Here is a 16,264-nt window from a genome sequence, read left to right as displayed (position 1 = left end):
CGCGCGCCGAGGCCGGCGTGGCCCAGCCGGTCGAGCCGCTCTACCTGCGGCGGCCCGACGTCATGCCCGCCGCCGCACGCAAGCGGGCGAGCGGGTGAGCGCGCCCGACGGCGCCTCCGGTCCTGCCGCCCGCCCTGCCCTGCGGCCCCTCACCGCGGCGGACCTGCCCCGGCTCGTGGAGCTCGAGGAGCTCCTCTTCGCGCCGTCGGCGTGGTCGGCCGGGATGCTCGCCGAGGAGCTCCAGGCCCCCGGGCGCTGGTACGTCGGCATCGACGCGTCCTCCCGCCTCGTCGCGTACGCCGGTCTGTGGTTCGACGGCGAGGTCGCGCAGGTGATGACGATCGGCGTCGACCCGGCCGCGCAGCGCCGCGGGCTCGGGAGCGTCCTGGTCGAGGCGCTCGTGGCGCGGGCCCGGGAGCTGGGCGCGAGGGGCGTGCTGCTCGAGGTCCGCGTGGACAACGAGCCCGCGCTGGCGCTCTACCGGCGGCACGGATTCGAGGTCGTCGGCCGACGGCGCCGGTACTACCAACCGGAGGACGTCGACGCCTTCACGATGGGTCTGCCGCTGCGCTGATCGCGGTCCCGCTGGCGCCGCCGACGGCGTGCCCGGCCCACCGTCGGACCGTCAGGGCAGGACGCGCCACACCCGCGAGGCGAGCGCGAACGCGACCCCCGCGACGGCCACGACGAGCAGGACGCCCGGCCAGGACACCGTCGACTCGAGGGAGAACGCGCCGTCGCTGGCGGTCAGCACGACCTCCCCGCCCAGCGGGTAGGTCGTGACGCTGCCACCACCCAGGGCCTCGAGCGTCTCGAGCGCCCCGGCGGCGTAGGCGAGACCCAGGTACAGGAGCGCCGCGGCGGCCAGCGTCGCGGCGACGGCGCCGGACGTCCAGCGGGGGAGCGGCCGGTCCAGCTGGGCGACGTAGCGCTCGGCCAGCGCCCTCGGGTGGCCGAGCTCGTCGATCGCGGTGGCCATGCCGACGTCGGCTGCGGCGGCCAGCGTGTCCTCCTGCACCTGGAGGACGGCCGCCCTGCGCTCGCGGCCCGGGTAGTCCTGCAGGGCCCAGGACAGGCGCTGCAGGTACCAGGCCAGCCGGAGCCGCTCGGTCCGGGTCGGTGCTGTGGTGCTGCGGTCGTTCATCGGTCCCCCTGGTCGGTGGTCGTGCGGTCGGTGGTGCTGTCGGTGGCCCAGTGGGTCAGACCCTGCGGTCCTCGGTACCGGCCCCGATGCGGTCGATGGCGCCGCTTGTCGGCTCTGGCGGCCCCGACGTCACCCGCGTGACGACGGCGGCCAGCTCCGCCCAGCCCGCCTCCGCGCGGGCGAGGTGCGCCGCGCCGTCGTCGGTCGGGCGGTAGTACTTGCGTGCGGGGCCGGAGGACGACGCCACGAGCCGGGAGGCGAGCAGGCCGTCCCGCTCCAGGCGGCCCAGCACCGGGTAGACGGTGCCCGTGGTGATCTGGGCGAGCCCGGCCTCCCGCAGGCGCGTGACGAGCTCGTACCCGTAGGACTCCGCCGTCGTCAGGAGCCGCAGGACCAGCAGCGGCAGCACGCCCTTGAGCAGCTGCGGGTCGCGGGTGTCGGGCACGGTGGCAGCCTACGCCCGCTAGTGGGTGATGCCAAGTAGCGGGCAAGACATTTCGATGGTCGGACGGTCCCGGCGGGCGCTCCTAGGCTGTGCCCATGCGTGACTCCGCCCTCGTCCTCGGCATCGAGACCTCGTGCGACGAGACGGGTGTGGCGCTGGTGCGAGCGACCCCTGAGGCCAGCGAGCTGCTCGTGGACGCCGTGGCGAGCTCCGTGGACGAGCACGCCCGGTTCGGCGGGATCATCCCGGAGATCGCGTCGCGGGCCCACCTGGAGTCGTTCGTGCCGACCCTGGAGCGCGCGCTCGCGGAGGCCGACGTGGCGCTCGCGGACGTCGACGCCATCGCAGTCACCGCTGGGCCTGGCCTCGTCGGGCCGCTCACGGTCGGGGCGGCCGCCGCCAAGGCCCTCGCCGTCGCGCTCGACCGGCCGCTGTACGGCGTCAACCACGTCATCGGGCACGCCGTCGTCGACGAGCTGGTCCACGGGCTCTTCCCGGACCGCTGCATGGCGCTCGTGGTCTCCGGGGGGCACACCTCGCTGCTGCTCGTCGAGGACGCCGTCACGGGGGTCACCGAGCTGGGCCACACGCTGGACGACGCCGCCGGCGAGGCGTTCGACAAGGTCGGGCGGCTGCTCGGGCTGCCGTACCCGGGCGGGCCGCACATCGACCGGCTCGCCCGCGAGGGCGACCCGACGGCGATCCGGTTCCCGCGCGGCCTCACGGCGGCCAAGGACCAGGCGCGGCACGCGGCCGACTTCTCCTTCTCCGGCCTCAAGACGGCGGTCGCCCGGTGGGTCGAGGCGCGGCAGGACGCGGGGGAGGAGCTCCCGCTGGCCGACGTCGCCGCGTCCTTCGCCGCATCCGTCGCCGACGTGCTCACCGCCAAGACGATCGCGGCCTGCCGGCGGCACGACGTCGGCACGCTCGTCGTCGGCGGGGGCTTCTCCGCGAACTCGCAGCTGCGCGACCTCCTGGCCCAGCGTTGCGCCGAGGCCGGGATCGAGCTGCGCATCCCGCCGATCCGCTACTGCACGGACAACGGCGCGATGATCGCGGCGCTGGGCGCGGCCGTCGTGCGGCGTGGGCTGCCGGCCTCGCCGCTGGACCTGGCGGTCGACTCCTCGATGCCGCTGACCCAGGTGCTCGTCTGACGTCTCGCCCCTGCGGGTTCAGCCGTCGCGTCCCACCCCGCGGTCGGGTGCGGCCATGTCGCCCGTCGCCGGCGTGCCCTCGACCAGCCCGTAGCGGAGGAGGACGACGCCCTTCGGGCCGGCGACCGGCGGTTCGAGGAGCGTGAGGTTCGTGGGCACCTCCCCGCCGTCGAAGACCCTCTTGCCGACGCCCAGCACGATCGGGTGCACCCAGAGGTCGAGACGGTCGAAGAGCTTCTCGCGCAGGAGCGTCTGCACCAGGTCCAGGCTGCCGACGACCTTGACCTGCTCGTGCCGGTCGCGGACCTCCCGCACCGCCGCGGGCAGATCGGGGGCGAGCAGGCTGGACCCGGCCCACGAGAGGTCGGGCCGCCCGCGGGACGCGACGTACTTCGGGACGCGGTTGAAGAGGCTCGCGATCGAGGCGTCGTCGCCGCCTTCCTGGTGCGGCCAGTACGAGGCGAAGATGTCGTAGGTCCGCCGGCCGAGGAGGAGCGCGTCGGTCCCCTCGTAGGCGGCGGCCACCTGCTCGCCGCTGACGTCGTCCAGCAGCGGCGCCTGCCACCCGCCGAACGGGAACCCGGCCGGGTCCTCGTCCGGTCCGCCGGGCGCCTGCCCGACCAGGTCCAGGGTCGCGAACAGCTCGATGTGGATCAGACCCATGTCCGGCTCCCGTCGGTTGCGCGTGTCATGAGGTAGACCTCCGGGCACCGGCGGACTCATCGGCCCGGCGGCGACGGCCGCGGCACCCGGCCGGGCGAGGGGTGTCCGGGGCGGCGGCCGACCACCCCCGGGGGAGCGCCCGCCCGCGACCGGTGGCAGTCTCGGCCGGATGAACGCACCGACCCCGTACCTCCTCCTGCCGGGCACCGCTCGGGACGCCCTCACGTTCTACGGCGCCGTCTTCGGCTGCGGCGTCCAGGTCCACACCCTCGAGGAGCTCGGCCGGACCGACGGCCCGGCGGATGCCGTCGCCCACGGGTACCTGGTGGACGGGCCGGTCTCGCTCTTCGCCGCGGACGCGGACGACGGCGCCCCGCTGCGCTGCGAGGGGCTGATGCTCGCCCTGCTGGGCGCCGCGGCCCCCGAGGTCCTCCGCTCGTGGTTCACCGGGCTCGCCGAGGGTGGTCGCGTCGTGGACGACCTGCAGTCGAGGCCATGGGGCGCGACGGACGGGCAGGTCGTCGACCGGTACGGCCTGCACTGGCTCATCGGGTTTGAGGCCGAGGGCTAACCGACCACGAGGTGCTGTCGGCCGTCGATCCGCTCGCGCGCCATGTCGAGGTGACCCGCGTGGGTCGCCGTCTCCACGAGGAGGCGCAGCACGCAGGCGCGCGCGTCCTCGAACGGCGGGAACGGGAAGACCTCCTGAGGCGGCCACCACCGCGGTGACGCGTCGAGGTCGACGTCGGCGAGCAGGCCGTCGACGTGGTGCGTCCACCGCCGGTACCCCTCCACCGCCTCCGCGCCGGTGGTCACCGGGACGGCCCAGCCGTCTCGAAGGAGCCCCCGGCACTCCTCGTCACCACCGACGATCGCACCGGCCCAGAAGATCTCGTCGTCGTACGTGAGGTGGTGGAGCAGCTCCGCGATCGACCAGCCCGACGGAGCGACAGGGCGCGTCAGCTCCTCCTCGCTCAGGCCCTCGACGGCGGCCAGCACGTGCCGCCGCTCGGCCTCGAGGTGGGCGAGCAGCTCGGTGCGTTCGCGGGTCATCTCCGCACCCTAGGCAGCCCCGGCGCAAGGTGCGTCCGCTCACGACGCGAGCAGGCGCACTCAGCTCCCGCAGGTGGGGGAGCGGTCGGTGCTGGTCAGCAGCGAGACGCGGGCGGTCTGGGGGAGGTCGAGGTCACGCGTCAGGCCGAGGGACCGGGCGCGCAGCGGGATGGGCCCGGGAGCGACGCCGTTGCCCGCGGTGTAGGTCGCGCCGCACGGGAAGCTCACGGTCTGCCAGACGCCCACGGACGCGCCGGGCGGCACGGTGATCTGGTCCACGCGCGGTTCCCCGCCGACGCCGCCCCGGGGATCCAGCACCACGAACTGCACCCGCTCGACCACGAGGTCGTCCCGTCCCCTGGTGAGGGTCACCGGCACTCACCCGGTGTTCCGGACCGACACCATGAACTCGGCCTCGTCACCGGGCGGGTCGGTCACCTCGTAGGTGCCCCACGGCGGGGCGTCCGGGGCGCCCGACGGGTCCTCCACCTCGACGAGCGGCGCGCCGAGCTGCGCGACGTACCCGTCGGCGAACCGGGGGTTCAGGCCGATGCCGATCCAGGCGACCAGGAGGAGGGCGACCACCCCGCCGGCCAAATGCCACCACCGCCCGCGCCGGCGGCTGGTGGTGGGCGGCGCTCCCGCCGTCCCCTCGACCTGGTCACGGGCAGGATCCTGCGGCGTGGTGACATCCCCCATGGCGGCACGCTGCCACGCCCTGGCGGGCCGTCGGCAGGGCCGACCGGCTGACGACGGCCGGATCGTGGTCCGGCATGTCACAGGGGCCGGCCGGCCCGCATCTCCTTGACCAGCGAGCTGACGACGGCGTCCAGCTCGCCGCTGTTGCGCCGGGCCACCGCGCGCTGGCGCTGGTAGGACGCGCCCTTGTGCAGGATGGTCCGCACGCCGTCGAGCTCGGCCTGGCAGCCGAGGCGCTCGGCCGTCGGCTCCAGGTCCACGAGCATGCGCTCCACCGCGTCCCCGACGAGCTCCTCGTCACCGCGGGCGCTCGTGATGATGATGGCGTCCATGCCGTAGCGGGCGGAGCGCCACTTGTTCTCCTGCGCGAACCACGGCTGGAGGTGGGGCGTCTCCTTGCCCTCGTCGAGCATCGTGGAGAAGTGCTCGACCAGGCACTGGATCATCGCGGCGAAGGCGGTGACCTCGGTGAGGTTGGACGCGCCGTCGCAGATGCGCATCTCCAGCGTGCCGAACCGCGGCGACGGCCGCAGGTCCCAGCGGATCTCGTCGAACTGGTCGATGACGCCGGTGTGGACCATGTCCCCGGTGTACGCCTCGAGCTGGGCCCAGTCGTCGAACTGGAACGGGAGACCCGCCGTCGGCAGCTGCTGGAACATCAGGGCGCGGTTCGAGGCGTAGCCCGTGTCCTTGCCGCCCCAGAACGGCGACGACGCCGACAGCGACTGCAGGTGCGGGAAGTAGGTGAGCATCGCCCGCAGGATCGGCAGGACCTTGTCCCGGTCCTCGATGCCGACGTGCACGTGCACGCCGTAGATGAGCATCTGCCGGCCCCACCACTGCGTGCGGTCGATGAGGGTGGCGTACCGCTGCTTGTCGGTGACCTTCTGGTTGCTCCACTGCGCGAAGGGGTGCGTGCCCGCGCACATGAGCTCCACCCGCAGGGGGTCCGTCACCGCCCGGATCTCGGCGATGCTGCGCTCCAGGTCCGCCGCCGCCTCGCCGACCGTGCGGCACACCCCCGTGACGATCTCGACGGTGTTGAGGAGCAGCTCCTGCTTGATCGTCGGGTGCTCGGCGCCGTCCTCCGGGGCGACGGCGTCCAGGACCGTCTGGGCGACCTGTCGCAGGTCACCGCTGTCCGCGTCGACGAGCGCGAGCTCCCACTCGACCCCGAGGGTCGACCGTGCTGACCGGGCGAAGGGGATCTGCATCAGGCACGCTCCACGAGCAGCACGGTCTGGGCTCCGGCGACGCGGGTGAGGACGATCGTCGCCTCGGCGTCGCCGCGCAGGTCGAGCTGCTTGCGCAGCTGCTCCGGGACGACGGCGGTCCCGCGCTTCTTGATCGTGACCCGGCCGACCCCGCGCTCGCGCAGCGCGGTCCGCAGGCGCTTGAGGCCGAACGGCATGGTGTCCAGGACGCGGTAGGACTGCGCGACGGGGCTGGTCACGAGGGTGTCCGAGGTCACGTAGGCAATCGTGGGGTCCACGAGCCGGCCGTGCACCTCCTGCGCGACGAGTGCGACGAGCCCCGCGCGGATGACGGCGCCGTCGGGCTCGTGCAGGTACGCGCCGACCGGGCCGACGTCGGGCTGCGGGACGCCGTCGGGCGGCGTGCGCACGGCCGTCGCCTCGCGGCCCCGCAGGACGAGGGCGCCGCGGCCGGGGCCGTCGGGAGCGAGCGGACCGAACCAGAGCCCGGCCTCGACGACGTCGCCGTCGACGCTGACCCACTGGGCCTCCGCGTCGTCCGGCACGAGGTCGTGCGGCAGGGCGGGCCCCACCTTGACCCCCAGGGCGGGCACCTGCGCGCGCACCGCCAGCACGCGGTCCAGCGGCGGGGAGTAGGCGGCGGGGTCGTGCCGCCGGCGACCACCCGTGGTGCGCCGGGCCGGGTCGGCGAAGACGCCGTCGACGCCCTCGGCCGCGAGGTCCAGGCCCAACCCGTCGGCGTGCCGGACCTCGGCGTCGGGGAAGTGCCGGAGGTTGACGGTGGCGAGGGCGGCCGTCAGCTCGTCGAGGTCCGTCGCGAGGACCGGGAGGCCCAGCGCCGCCATCGCCATGGCGTCGCCGCCGAGCCCGCAGGTCAGGTCGGCGACGCGGGTGCAGCCGGCGGCCGCGTACCGCTGCGCGTGGCGGGCGGCGACGGTCAGCCGGGTCGCCTGCTCCAGGCCCTCCTGGGTGAACAGCATGCCGTCCGCGAAGTCGTCGAACTTCTCGCGCGCCCGCGCGCGGAGCCGGGACTGGGTGAGGGCCGCGGCGACCAGCGGGGCCTCGACGCCGCGCTTGCGCAGCTGGTCCGACAGCACCATGGCCAGGCGCTCGTCGTACGGCGGGAGGGCACCCAGCAGGGCCCACCCGTCCGGGCTGAGCAGGCGCGAGAGCGCGTCCGGGTCCACGCGTCGATCCTTGCACGCACCGGTGTCCCGGGGCGCGGGCCCCGGACGCGCGCCGGTGACCATGGACCGCCGCGAGCCCCGTGCGACTGGCACTCGTGTTGACCGAGTGCTAACCGCGGCCTAGATTCTGAACTGGCACTCGACCTGGTCGAGTGCCGACGCAGACTCTGCGCGCCGCTCCGCCGGCACCCGCGACGACGGCGAGGCGCGCGCAGGCCTGCCACGAACAATCCGTCCGTTCCCACGAATGCGAAGGGGAGGTCCGCTGTGTCGGTCTCCATCAAGCCGCTCGAGGACCGCGTCGTCGTCAAGACGCTCGAGGCAGAGCAGACGACCGCCTCCGGTCTGGTCATCCCGGACACCGCGAAGGAGAAGCCCCAGGAGGGCGAGGTCCTCGCGGTGGGTCCCGGCCGGGTCGACGACAACGGCCAGCGGATCCCGCTGGACGTCCAGGTCGGCGACAAGGTCATCTACAGCAAGTACGGCGGCACCGAGGTGAAGTACGCCGGCGAGGAGTACCTCATCCTCTCGGCCCGCGACATCCTCGCGGTCGTCGAGCGCTGACCACCGGACGGCACGCACCGGCGCCTCGGCGCCGGGGCGCGCCGCCGGCCGGGGGTCTGCCCTCCAGCCGCTCGTGACAGACGAAGGCCCCGCATCCGGTCACCGGGTGCGGGGCCTTCGTCGTGCCGGGCCCGAGGGCCTGGCGACAGCTGGGTCAGGAGGCCTTGCGCAGGCGCTTCTGCAGCACCGCGGTGCGCTCCTCCTCGGAGAGCCCGCCCCACACGCCGTACGGCTCGCGCACGGCCAGGGAGTGCTCGCGGCAGGCGTCGATCACGGGGCAGGTGCCGCACACCGCCTTGGCCGCCTCGGCGCGGCGCCGGCGTGCGGAGCCCCGCTCGCCCTCGGGGTGGAAGAACAGCGTCGGGTCCGCCTCGCGGCACTTGCCCTCGTACTGCCACTCCCACAGGTCCATCACCGGGCCGGGAAGCCGCGAGATCTCCGTCATGTTCCCCTCCAAGGTCACCGCCAGCGGCGTCGGTGTAAGCGCCGCGAACTGATGCCTAACTTAGAACCGCGTCACAAGTTGGTCAACCCCCTCGTTCAGACTTCTTCGGCGGAAGTCCGGGCGACAGGAGCGCTGCGGGGGTCCGCCAGCCGGTGCTGGACGGGCGCCGGAGTCGGCTCCGGGCCGCGCCAGGGCGGATGTCCTCGCAGGTCAGAGGCCGCGACGACGCCGGAGGGCGTGTGCCGGCGGGGGGACGGTGCCCCGTCGGTCAGCGCGCCGCGCGCCGCCGAGACGGGGGGTGAATCTCGTGAGATCCGGGTCCCGTGGGGCCCACCTGAGCACCGTGGGCGCGGCGCGGTGGCGGATCGCTTCGTGAACCGGGCACAATCGAGCCATGGCCAGGTCAGGGTCCAGCCGCGCCGACGACGACGCTCCGGGTCACCGCGACCACGGTCCGACCCTGCGCACTGCATCCGCCACACCGACCCGAGGAGCCGACACGGACGTCGCCAGCACGGGCCCCTCGCTCACCGTCGCCGCGGTCGCCCGGCGGCTGGGTGTCGCCCCGGCGACCCTGCGCACCTGGGACCGCCGGTACGGGCTGGGCCCGTCCGAGCACCTCGCGGGGGCGCACCGCCGCTACTCCTCCGCCGACGTCGCCCGCCTGCTGGTCATGCGGCGTCTCACCCTCGAGGGGGTGGCCCCGGCGGAGGCCGCGCGTGCCGCCCTGGCCGCCGACCCGTCACCGGTGCAGGGCGGCGACGCGGTCGCGGCGCCGTCCATCACCGAGGTCGTCGACGCCTACGCCCACGCGACGCCCATGGCTCCGGACCCGCCCGCGCTCGTGGCGGCGGCCGGCCACTTCGACAACGCCGCCGTCCGCTGGATGCTCTCCCGGGTCCACCCGCGCGACCCGCTGGCCTGGTGGACGGACCTGGTCGACCCGGCACTGCGCACCCTCGAGGGCCGGGTGACGCTGGAGGGTCCCGGCGAGCACGCGGCGCCCGCCCTGATGGCCGCGGCGTTCGCGGAGCTGCGCAGCCGCGGCGCCGTCTCTGCCGCCCGCTCGGCCGACGGTGACGGTGCCCCGCCCGCCGTCGTCCTGGCGCTGACGACGGCGCGCTCCTCGGACCTCCTCGTGCACGTGGTGGCCACCGCGCTGCAGGAGCGCGGCGTCCGGGCGCGCGTGCTGTCCACCACCGCGCCCCGGGCGGCCGTGGAGGCGCTCACCCGGGTGCGCCCGGCGGCGGTCCTGGTGCACGTCGGCGGTCAGGACGCGGACCCGGTCCTGGCCGTGGAGGTCGTCCGCGTGCTCGTCGAGGCGGACGAGACCGTGCCGGTGTTCGTCCAGGGCGACGCCAGCAGCACCCTCGACCTGCCGGTGGCGGCCAACGTCCACCGCGTCCGGACGCTCCCGGGCACGCTCCACGAGGTCGTGGCGGCCGTGCGGTGAGGTTCACCCCCGTCCGACGCTCACGTCGGGGCCCTGTCCGGTCGATGACAACCGCGTACGGCGAACGTCGTGCCGTCGGCGCTGCCGGCGACTGACCGGAAGGAGGGCCGATGGCAGGCGTGATCGTGTGCCACGGCTCCTCGAGCGTGCGCGAGAGGGTCGTCGCGGCAGCCCACGGCATCCCCGCCCTCGCGCCCGCACGTGCAGCAGCCACCGCCGAAGAGCTCCTCGCCCTGGCCCGGCGCGCCGCCCCCGCCCTCGTGCTGCTCGACGCGCACCTGCCGGGCACGGGTCCGATCGAGGCCCTGCGGCGCCTGCGCGTGCTCGGCGTCAACCCCGTGGTCATCATGCTGGCCGTTCCGGGCGACGAGATCACCCTGGACCGTGCCATCGCCCTCGGCGCACGGGGCTACCTCGCCCCGGACGTCGACCGCAGCGAGCTCGCCGCGGTGGCCGCCCACAGCCTCTCCGCGTCCGTCGTCCCGCAGCAGGGCCCGCGGCCTGCCGGGGCCGAGGGCCTGTCGGCCGTCGGGCTCGGCGCCGCGCCTCCCGCCGGTTCACCCCCGGCCCGCAACGGCCTCGCCCAGGTCCCGGCGACCACCACCGTCGGCGAGCTCACCAAGCGCGAGCTCGAGGTGCTCTCCGGGATGAGCCACGGACGGTCCAACGCCCAGATCGGAGCGGACCTGTTCCTCTCCGAGGACACGGTGAAGACCCACGCCCGGCGCCTCTTCCGCAAGCTCGGTGCCGCGGACCGCGCCCAGGCCGTCGCCATCGGCCTGCGCCGGGGCATCATCCGCTGACCCGCCGCTGACCCACCGCGGACCCGCCGCCGGCCCGGTGCCGGGGCGACCGCTCCCCGGTCGCCGGGCACGGCCCTCACCGGACGGTGCGTACTATCGCCGGGTGAGCGCGCCCGAGCCCGTCACCACCCCCGCGACCGCCCTCGAGGACGGCCCCGCCGCAGACCCCTTCGGCTTCCTCGGCCTGACGTACGACGACGTCCTGCTGCTCCCCGGCGAGAGCGACGTGATCCCGTCCGAGGTGGACACCACGGGCCGGCTCACCAAGGACCTCTCGGTGGCCGTGCCGCTGCTGTCCGCGGCCATGGACACCGTCACCGAGTCCCGGATGGCGATCGCCATGGCCCGCCAGGGCGGCATCGGCGTGCTCCACCGGAACCTCTCGATCGAGGACCAGGCCCAGCAGGTGACGCTGGTCAAGCGGTCGGAGTCCGGCATGGTCACCGACCCGGTCACCATCCGCCCCGACGCCACCCTGGCCGAGCTGGACGAGCTGTGCGGCACGTACCGCGTGTCCGGCCTGCCCGTGGTCGGCGAGGACCGTCGTCTGCTCGGCATCATCACCAACCGGGACCTGCGCTTCGTCCCGCCGGCCGAGTTCGCCACCCGACGCGTCGCGGACGCGATGACGCCCATGCCGCTCGTCACCGGTCACGTCGGCATCACGCGGGAGGACGCCGCGGCGCTGCTGGCCAAGCACAAGGTCGAGAAGCTCCCGCTCGTCGACGACGACGGCCGTCTGGCCGGGCTGATCACGGTCAAGGACTTCGTCAAGACCGAGCAGTACCCGAACGCCACGAAGGACGAGAGCGGTCGCCTGCGGGTCGCCGCCGCCGTCGGGTTCTACGGCGACGCCTGGGAGCGGGCCATGGCGCTCGTCGAGTCCGGTGTCGACGTGCTCGTCGTCGACACCGCCCACGGCCACGCCCAGGCGATGCTCTCGATGATCCACCGGCTCAAGACCGACCCCGCCGCGCGCGGCGTCCAGGTCATCGGCGGGAACGTCGCGACCCGGGCCGGCGCCCAGGCGCTGGTCGACGCGGGCGCGGACGCGGTCAAGGTCGGGGTGGGCCCCGGCTCCATCTGCACGACCCGCGTCGTGGCCGGCGTGGGCGTACCCCAGGTCACCGCGATCCACGAGGCCGCCAAGGCCTGCCGCCCGGCCGGGGTCCCGGTCATCGGCGACGGCGGCCTGCAGTACTCCGGGGACATCGCCAAGGCCCTCGTGGCCGGCGCGGACACCGTCATGCTCGGCTCCCTGCTCGCCGGCTGCGACGAGAGCCCGGGCGACCTGGTGTTCGTCAACGGCAAGCAGTTCAAGCACTACCGCGGCATGGGCTCGCTGGGCGCGATGGCCTCCCGCGGGCGCGTCTCGTACTCCAAGGACCGGTACTTCCAGGCTGACGTCGCCAGCGACGAGAAGATCGTCCCCGAGGGCATCGAGGGCCAGGTGCCCTACCGCGGTCCGCTGCGCGCCGTGGCCCACCAGCTCGTCGGCGGGCTCCAGCAGTCGATGTTCTACGTCGGGGCGCGCACCATCGATGAGCTGCAGCAGCGGGGACGCTTCGTGCGGATCACCCCCGCCGGGCTGAAGGAGTCCCACCCGCACGACATCCAGATGACCGTGGAGGCTCCCAACTACTCGGGCCACTGAGGCGAGGCCCGGTGCGCGACGCCGTGGGCCGCAGGGGTGCGACGAGGACGGGGTCGTGGAGGGGGACACGATGAGCGGGATCGACGTGGACGCCGTGCGCGCGCTCGTGGAGCACGTGGCGGCGACGGTGGTGGCGCCGCGGTTCCGGGCGCTCGCCGCGGGAGACGTGCACGCCAAGGGCGCCGACGACGTCGTGACCGTCGTGGACCACGAGGCGGAGGTCCTCCTGACGCAGGGGCTGTCCGAGCTGGCGCCCGGGGTCCCGGTCGTCGGGGAGGAGGCCGTCGCGGCGGACCCGCGGGTGCTCGACGCCCTCGAGGGGGCGCCGCGCGCCTGGGTCGTGGACCCGCTGGACGGGACGCGCGCCTTCGTCGAGGGCTCGCCCGACCACGCCGTCATGGTGGCGCTCGTCGAGCACGGCGAGGCGGTCGCGGGGTGGATCTGCCTGCCCGCGCACGGACGGACCTTCGTCGCGGAGCGCGGCGCGGGCGCCTGGGTCGACGGGCGCCGGCTGGTGCGTGCCCCGGCGGACCCGGAGGCGCTGGCCGGCGCGGTCGCGGTGTGGGCGATGGACGCCGGCACGCGGCGGCGGGTCGAGGCCGGGTGCCCCGAGCTCGGTCTGGGCGCCGGCACCGCGCAGCGGCTCTGGTCCGGCTGGGAGTACTCCCGGCTGGTCACGGGGGAGCGGGACTACCTCGGGTACTGGCGGTCCTCGCCGTGGGACCACGCGCCGGGCGCCGTCCTCGTGCGGGAGGCGGGCGGCGTCTCGCGGTTCTTCGACGGGAACGAGTACACGGCGCTGCCCGTCGGCGGCCCGCTGCTCGCCGCGGCCGACGACGCCACCTGGCGCACGGTGCAGGGCGTCCTCGGCACCGCCGTCGGCACGTAGCTCCGGCGGCTCGCCGGCTCGCTCCGGCGGCTCGCTCCGGCGGGGCGGCGCCGCGGGCCCTCAGGGCACCGCGCGCACCACCAGCAGCGCGACGTCGTCCTCGTGACCGCCGTCCATCGCGGCGAGGACGCGGTCGCACACCTCGTCCGCCGGCACACCGTGGGCGGCGCCGGCCGCCGCGACGAGCCGGCTCAGCCCGTGCCGGATGCTCGAGCGCCGGTCCTCGACGAGCCCGTCGGTGTAGAGCACGAGGCAGTCACCAGGTGTGAGCCGTATCGCGTGGTCCGAGCGGGACGCCGAGGCGGAGAGCCCGAGGAGCATCTCCGCCGGCGCGGTGAGCAGCTCGGCGCCGCCGTCGGCGTGCAGGAGCACGGGCGGCAGGTGACCCGCGCTCGACCACTGCACGAGGCGGCTCCCGTCGTCCGCCGGTCGCTGGTCCACCTGCACCAGCACCGCGGTCGCCAGGCAGTCCAGCCCGACCCGTGCCATCGCGCGGTCCAGCCCGCTCAGCACGGCCGCGGGCGGCGTCCCGAGCGTCACGCTGACCCCCCGCAGCAGGTTGCGCACCTGCGCCATGGTCGCGGCCGCCTGCCGGTCGTGACCGGTGACGTCCCCGACGACGAGGTCGAGGTGCCGCGGGGTGCTCTCGAACGCGTCGTACCAGTCCCCGCCGATCCGCATGTGCGCCGACGCGGGCAGGTAGCGCACCGCCACCTCGAGCCCCTCGGGCTGCGCGGGCTCGGTGAGGAGGCTCAGCTGCAGCTCCGTCACGAGGGCGCGCTCCTCGGCGAGGCGCTCGAGGTCCCGCTCGGCACGGCGGACCCGCTGCAGCGCCTGGGCGAGCAGGGCGGTGAAGGCGTCCAGCAGCCGGATCTCGCGGTCGCCCAGCTCCTGCTCGACCCGCCAGCCGACCGTGAGCGAGCCGAGCAGCTCCGGTCCGACGACCAGGGGAAGGGAGGCCCAGGCGACCAGGCCGGTCGCGTCGAGGATCTCCGCCATCTCCGGTGACCAGGCCAGGCTGGCCGCCCGGGTGGGCAGGAGGACGGGCGCGCGGGTCGCGGCGGACACCGAGGACGGCAGCCGGCCGGTGAGCGGCGCCCGGTCGTGCTTGCGGCGCTGGTGGGGGTCCACCGCCGCGGTCGCGGTCAGGACGAGCACCTCACCGTCGAGCTCGGCGACCACCCCGCCCTCGGCGCCGAGCGCCTGCAGGCCGCGCCCGACGACGACGTCGAGGACCTCCTCGAGCGTCTGCGCCGCTCCCAGGCTCCGGGCCACCTCGACGAGCCCGTCGAGGCGCAGCGCCGCGACGGACTCCTGGGTGAGCGCGTCGCGCAGCTCGTGACCGCGCAGGTAGAGGTCCAGGACGGGGCGGCCCTTGGACCCGGCGTCCGCGCCGGGGTCGGGGGCGGGCCCGGAGCCGACGAGTGCCTCCGCGTAGGCGGTGACGTCCTCGACGCGGTGGGCCAGTAGTACGACGCGGCCCTCGGCGTCCAGCACCGGCACGTTGACCGGGCTCCACCACCGGCGCTCGAAGCCGTCGCCGGCCGGGATATTGTACCGCTGGACCGGCATCGTGTCCGGTCGACCGGTGCGCAGCGCCCGCAGGAGGGACTCCTGGAGGTTCGCGGTGGACCGCGCCTCCGGGTCGTCCGGGTCGTCGGGGAAGGCGTCGAAGATGTGCCGGCCGACGACGTCGTCGGCCGCCCGGCCCGTCGCGTGGAGGTACGAGCGGTTCGCGTCGACGATCGTCAGGTCCGGGTCGAGCAGGAGGTAGGGCGTGGGGAGCGCGTCGAAGACCGCCGCGTAGTCCACCCAGGGGGCGGTCCCCCTCGTCGGACCCATGACCGTCAGTGTCGTCCGTGATCGTCCAGGGCGCACGGCGACCGGTGTCAGGCGGCTGAGCGGCGGGCTCCGCAGGCGTCGGGCGGACGTCAGGCGTCGGGCGGACGTCAGGCGGGGGCCGGGACGTCGGGCCGGACCTCCTGCCGGGTCCGGGCGGGCCAGTGCGTCTCCGCGGCCGTGCCCGGGGCGCCGCGCGCGAGCCGCTCCGCGTTGAAGACGTCGGCCCACGCGCGGTGCTCCCCGGCCTGGAGTGCGTGCAGCTCCGCCGGGGTGCGCTCGGCGAGGACGGGGAAGCGCTCCACCATCCGCGCCAGGACGTCCAGGGTGGCCAGCACGTCGACGTCGGCGCGGTGCAGGGCCGCCGTCGCCGCGACGCGGTAGCGCTCGCAGAGGTCGCCCAGGCGCCGCGGACCCGGGCGGTACGGGTCCAGGACGCGGTCGAGGACGAACGGGTCCAGCACGGGCGCGACGTCGCGGCCCAGCCGGTCCGGGACGGTGGGGAGCCCGTGGCGCCGCAGCTCGACGTCGAGGAGCGTCAGGTCGAACGACGCGTTGTAGGCGACGACGGGCTCGCCCCGGCGCTGCGCCGCGACGAGCACCTCCGCGAGCTCGTCGAGCGCGACGCGGGCCGGCCGGCCGTGGCGACGCGCCTGCTCGGTGCTGATGCCGTGGATCTCCGTGGCCCCGGGCGGGATCTCGACCTCGGGGTGGATCAGCCACGTCCGGACCGTCGTGACGACGCCCTGGTGGGTGCCCTCGGGGGTGCCCGCCTCGCCGCCCGCCTGGTCGGCCTCGCCGACGGCCCCGGTGCGTGGAGCAGCCACGCGGTGCACGACCGCGGCGCTCACGACGCGGTCGTGGTCGACGTCCACGCCCGTGGTCTCCGTGTCGAAGCCCACGACGCCCGCCTCGAGCCAGCTCATCCGCTGCACCTCCTGGACCGCACCCTGCCAGCGGCCACCGACACGACGTCGTCGGCGCGCCGCGCTGCGGGTGCCCTGGGGCGCTCCCCGAGAGGCCCGGCGGAGGGGCCCGGCGGACGGGGCCGCGGACGG

At 75.1% G+C, this 16,264-nt stretch carries 19 protein-coding genes; 8 read left to right on the top strand and 11 right to left on the bottom strand.

The window, feature by feature from the left end; genetic code table 11:
- Nucleotides 1-94: 94 nt before the first annotated feature.
- Nucleotides 95-574 carry a ribosomal protein S18-alanine N-acetyltransferase gene (rimI, locus tag N866_RS03410; RefSeq protein WP_216699367.1) on the top strand — a complete coding sequence of 160 codons (480 nt, stop codon included), beginning with the start codon at nt 95-97 and terminating at the stop codon, nt 572-574.
- Between the two features lie 51 nt (nt 575-625).
- On the opposite strand, the gene N866_RS03405 is transcribed toward rimI, so the two are convergent.
- Complete coding sequence (locus N866_RS03405) at nt 626-1,144, bottom strand: hypothetical protein (protein ID WP_034222595.1); 519 nt, start codon at nt 1,142-1,144, stop codon at nt 626-628.
- A gap of 55 nt (nt 1,145-1,199) precedes the next feature.
- Nucleotides 1,200-1,589 carry a PadR family transcriptional regulator gene (locus tag N866_RS03400; protein WP_052022332.1) on the bottom strand — a complete coding sequence of 130 codons (390 nt, stop codon included), beginning with the start codon at nt 1,587-1,589 and terminating at the stop codon, nt 1,200-1,202.
- A 95-nt stretch (nt 1,590-1,684) separates the two neighbouring features.
- Between N866_RS03400 and tsaD the strand changes: the two genes are divergently transcribed.
- On the top strand, nt 1,685-2,743 hold the full coding sequence (gene tsaD / locus N866_RS03395; RefSeq protein ID WP_034222593.1) for a tRNA (adenosine(37)-N6)-threonylcarbamoyltransferase complex transferase subunit TsaD: 1,059 nt from the start codon (nt 1,685-1,687) through the stop codon (nt 2,741-2,743).
- A gap of 18 nt (nt 2,744-2,761) precedes the next feature.
- Here tsaD and N866_RS03390 read toward each other — a convergent pair whose 3' ends face one another.
- Entirely contained in the window at nt 2,762-3,406 is a 645-nt protein-coding gene (locus N866_RS03390; protein WP_034222591.1) for a dihydrofolate reductase family protein, read from the bottom strand.
- 169 nt (nt 3,407-3,575) lie between these two features.
- Between N866_RS03390 and N866_RS03385 the strand changes: the two genes are divergently transcribed.
- On the top strand, nt 3,576-3,977 hold the full coding sequence (locus N866_RS03385; RefSeq protein WP_034222589.1) for a VOC family protein: 402 nt from the start codon (nt 3,576-3,578) through the stop codon (nt 3,975-3,977).
- Here N866_RS03385 and N866_RS03380 read toward each other — a convergent pair.
- The 5 genes from N866_RS03380 to N866_RS03360 all read right to left on the bottom strand — a co-directional run bounded on the left by N866_RS03380 (nt 3,974) and on the right by N866_RS03360 (nt 7,559).
- Nucleotides 3,974-4,459 carry a DinB family protein gene (locus N866_RS03380; protein ID WP_034222587.1) on the bottom strand — a complete coding sequence of 162 codons (486 nt, stop codon included), beginning with the start codon at nt 4,457-4,459 and terminating at the stop codon, nt 3,974-3,976. The genes N866_RS03385 and N866_RS03380 overlap by 4 nt on opposite strands.
- A 60-nt stretch (nt 4,460-4,519) precedes the next feature.
- Nucleotides 4,520-4,831 (bottom strand): hypothetical protein, encoded by a 312-nt coding sequence (locus N866_RS03375; protein ID WP_155855182.1) that lies wholly within the window; start codon nt 4,829-4,831, stop codon nt 4,520-4,522.
- A 6-nt stretch (nt 4,832-4,837) separates the two neighbouring features.
- Complete coding sequence (locus N866_RS20775) at nt 4,838-5,158, bottom strand: hypothetical protein (protein ID WP_155855181.1); 321 nt, start codon at nt 5,156-5,158, stop codon at nt 4,838-4,840.
- Nucleotides 5,159-5,235: 77 nt separating this feature from the next.
- Nucleotides 5,236-6,372, bottom strand: coding sequence for a glutamate--cysteine ligase (locus N866_RS03365; protein ID WP_034222581.1), 1,137 nt, complete (start codon nt 6,370-6,372; stop codon nt 5,236-5,238).
- A complete protein-coding gene (locus tag N866_RS03360; RefSeq protein ID WP_034222578.1) occupies nt 6,372-7,559 on the bottom strand; it encodes a class I SAM-dependent methyltransferase in 1,188 nt (395 codons plus the stop codon). Before N866_RS03360 ends, N866_RS03365 begins: the two co-directional genes overlap by 1 nt.
- A gap of 267 nt (nt 7,560-7,826) precedes the next feature.
- Here N866_RS03360 and groES point away from each other — a divergent pair, with 267 nt between their 5' ends.
- A complete protein-coding gene (groES, locus tag N866_RS03355; protein ID WP_034222576.1) occupies nt 7,827-8,123 on the top strand; it encodes a co-chaperone GroES in 297 nt (98 codons plus the stop codon).
- A gap of 154 nt (nt 8,124-8,277) precedes the next feature.
- On the opposite strand, the gene N866_RS03350 is transcribed toward groES, so the two are convergent.
- Entirely contained in the window at nt 8,278-8,568 is a 291-nt protein-coding gene (locus N866_RS03350; protein WP_034222572.1) for a WhiB family transcriptional regulator, read from the bottom strand.
- Between the two features lie 394 nt (nt 8,569-8,962).
- Between N866_RS03350 and N866_RS03345 the strand changes: the two genes are divergently transcribed.
- The 4 genes from N866_RS03345 to N866_RS03330 all read left to right on the top strand — a co-directional run bounded on the left by N866_RS03345 (nt 8,963) and on the right by N866_RS03330 (nt 13,367).
- A complete protein-coding gene (locus N866_RS03345; RefSeq protein WP_052022331.1) occupies nt 8,963-10,021 on the top strand; it encodes a MerR family transcriptional regulator in 1,059 nt (352 codons plus the stop codon).
- 110 nt (nt 10,022-10,131) lie between these two features.
- On the top strand, nt 10,132-10,824 hold the full coding sequence (locus N866_RS03340) for a response regulator transcription factor (protein ID WP_034222569.1): 693 nt from the start codon (nt 10,132-10,134) through the stop codon (nt 10,822-10,824).
- 103 nt (nt 10,825-10,927) lie between these two features.
- The gene (gene guaB / locus N866_RS03335) at nt 10,928-12,478 is read left to right on the top strand and encodes an IMP dehydrogenase (RefSeq protein WP_034222566.1); all 1,551 of its coding nucleotides are present in this window, start codon (nt 10,928-10,930) and stop codon (nt 12,476-12,478) included.
- Nucleotides 12,479-12,533: 55 nt separating this feature from the next.
- A complete protein-coding gene (locus tag N866_RS03330) occupies nt 12,534-13,367 on the top strand; it encodes an inositol monophosphatase family protein (RefSeq protein WP_052022330.1) in 834 nt (277 codons plus the stop codon).
- 60 nt (nt 13,368-13,427) lie between these two features.
- Here N866_RS03330 and N866_RS19700 read toward each other — a convergent pair whose 3' ends face one another.
- Both N866_RS19700 and N866_RS03320 read right to left on the bottom strand, forming a co-directional pair.
- Nucleotides 13,428-15,209: a SpoIIE family protein phosphatase gene (locus tag N866_RS19700; protein WP_052022329.1), complete on the bottom strand. Its 1,782-nt coding sequence runs from the start codon at nt 15,207-15,209 to the stop codon at nt 13,428-13,430.
- 107 nt (nt 15,210-15,316) lie between these two features.
- Entirely contained in the window at nt 15,317-16,132 is an 816-nt protein-coding gene (locus tag N866_RS03320) for an exonuclease domain-containing protein (protein ID WP_034222563.1), read from the bottom strand.
- Between the last annotated feature and the right edge of the window lie 132 nt (nt 16,133-16,264).

Source organism: Actinotalea ferrariae CF5-4, from assembly GCF_000603945.1.
GTDB classification, from domain to species: Bacteria; Actinomycetota; Actinomycetes; order Actinomycetales; family Cellulomonadaceae; genus Actinotalea; species Actinotalea ferrariae.
This window is presented reverse-complemented; position numbering and strand designations above follow the sequence as displayed.

What these genes read in the sequence shown, in the direction of transcription:
- N866_RS20775 (WP_155855181.1), bottom strand. Translation starts at nt 5,158, where the DNA reads ATGGGGGATGTCACCACGCCGCAGGATCCTGCCCGTGACCAGGTCGAG.
- N866_RS03365 (WP_034222581.1), bottom strand. Translation starts at nt 6,372, where the DNA reads ATGCAGATCCCCTTCGCCCGGTCAGCACGGTCGACCCTCGGGGTCGAG.
- N866_RS03380 (WP_034222587.1), bottom strand. Translation starts at nt 4,459, where the DNA reads ATGACCCGCGAACGCACCGAGCTGCTCGCCCACCTCGAGGCCGAGCGG.
- N866_RS03320 (WP_034222563.1), bottom strand. Translation starts at nt 16,132, where the DNA reads ATGAGCTGGCTCGAGGCGGGCGTCGTGGGCTTCGACACGGAGACCACG.
- N866_RS03390 (WP_034222591.1), bottom strand. Translation starts at nt 3,406, where the DNA reads ATGGGTCTGATCCACATCGAGCTGTTCGCGACCCTGGACCTGGTCGGG.
- N866_RS03405 (WP_034222595.1), bottom strand. Translation starts at nt 1,144, where the DNA reads ATGAACGACCGCAGCACCACAGCACCGACCCGGACCGAGCGGCTCCGG.
- tsaD (WP_034222593.1), top strand. Translation starts at nt 1,685, where the DNA reads ATGCGTGACTCCGCCCTCGTCCTCGGCATCGAGACCTCGTGCGACGAG.
- N866_RS03385 (WP_034222589.1), top strand. Translation starts at nt 3,576, where the DNA reads ATGAACGCACCGACCCCGTACCTCCTCCTGCCGGGCACCGCTCGGGAC.
- N866_RS19700 (WP_052022329.1), bottom strand. Translation starts at nt 15,209, where the DNA reads ATGGGTCCGACGAGGGGGACCGCCCCCTGGGTGGACTACGCGGCGGTC.
- N866_RS03350 (WP_034222572.1), bottom strand. Translation starts at nt 8,568, where the DNA reads ATGACGGAGATCTCGCGGCTTCCCGGCCCGGTGATGGACCTGTGGGAG.
- N866_RS03345 (WP_052022331.1), top strand. Translation starts at nt 8,963, where the DNA reads ATGGCCAGGTCAGGGTCCAGCCGCGCCGACGACGACGCTCCGGGTCAC.
- N866_RS03340 (WP_034222569.1), top strand. Translation starts at nt 10,132, where the DNA reads ATGGCAGGCGTGATCGTGTGCCACGGCTCCTCGAGCGTGCGCGAGAGG.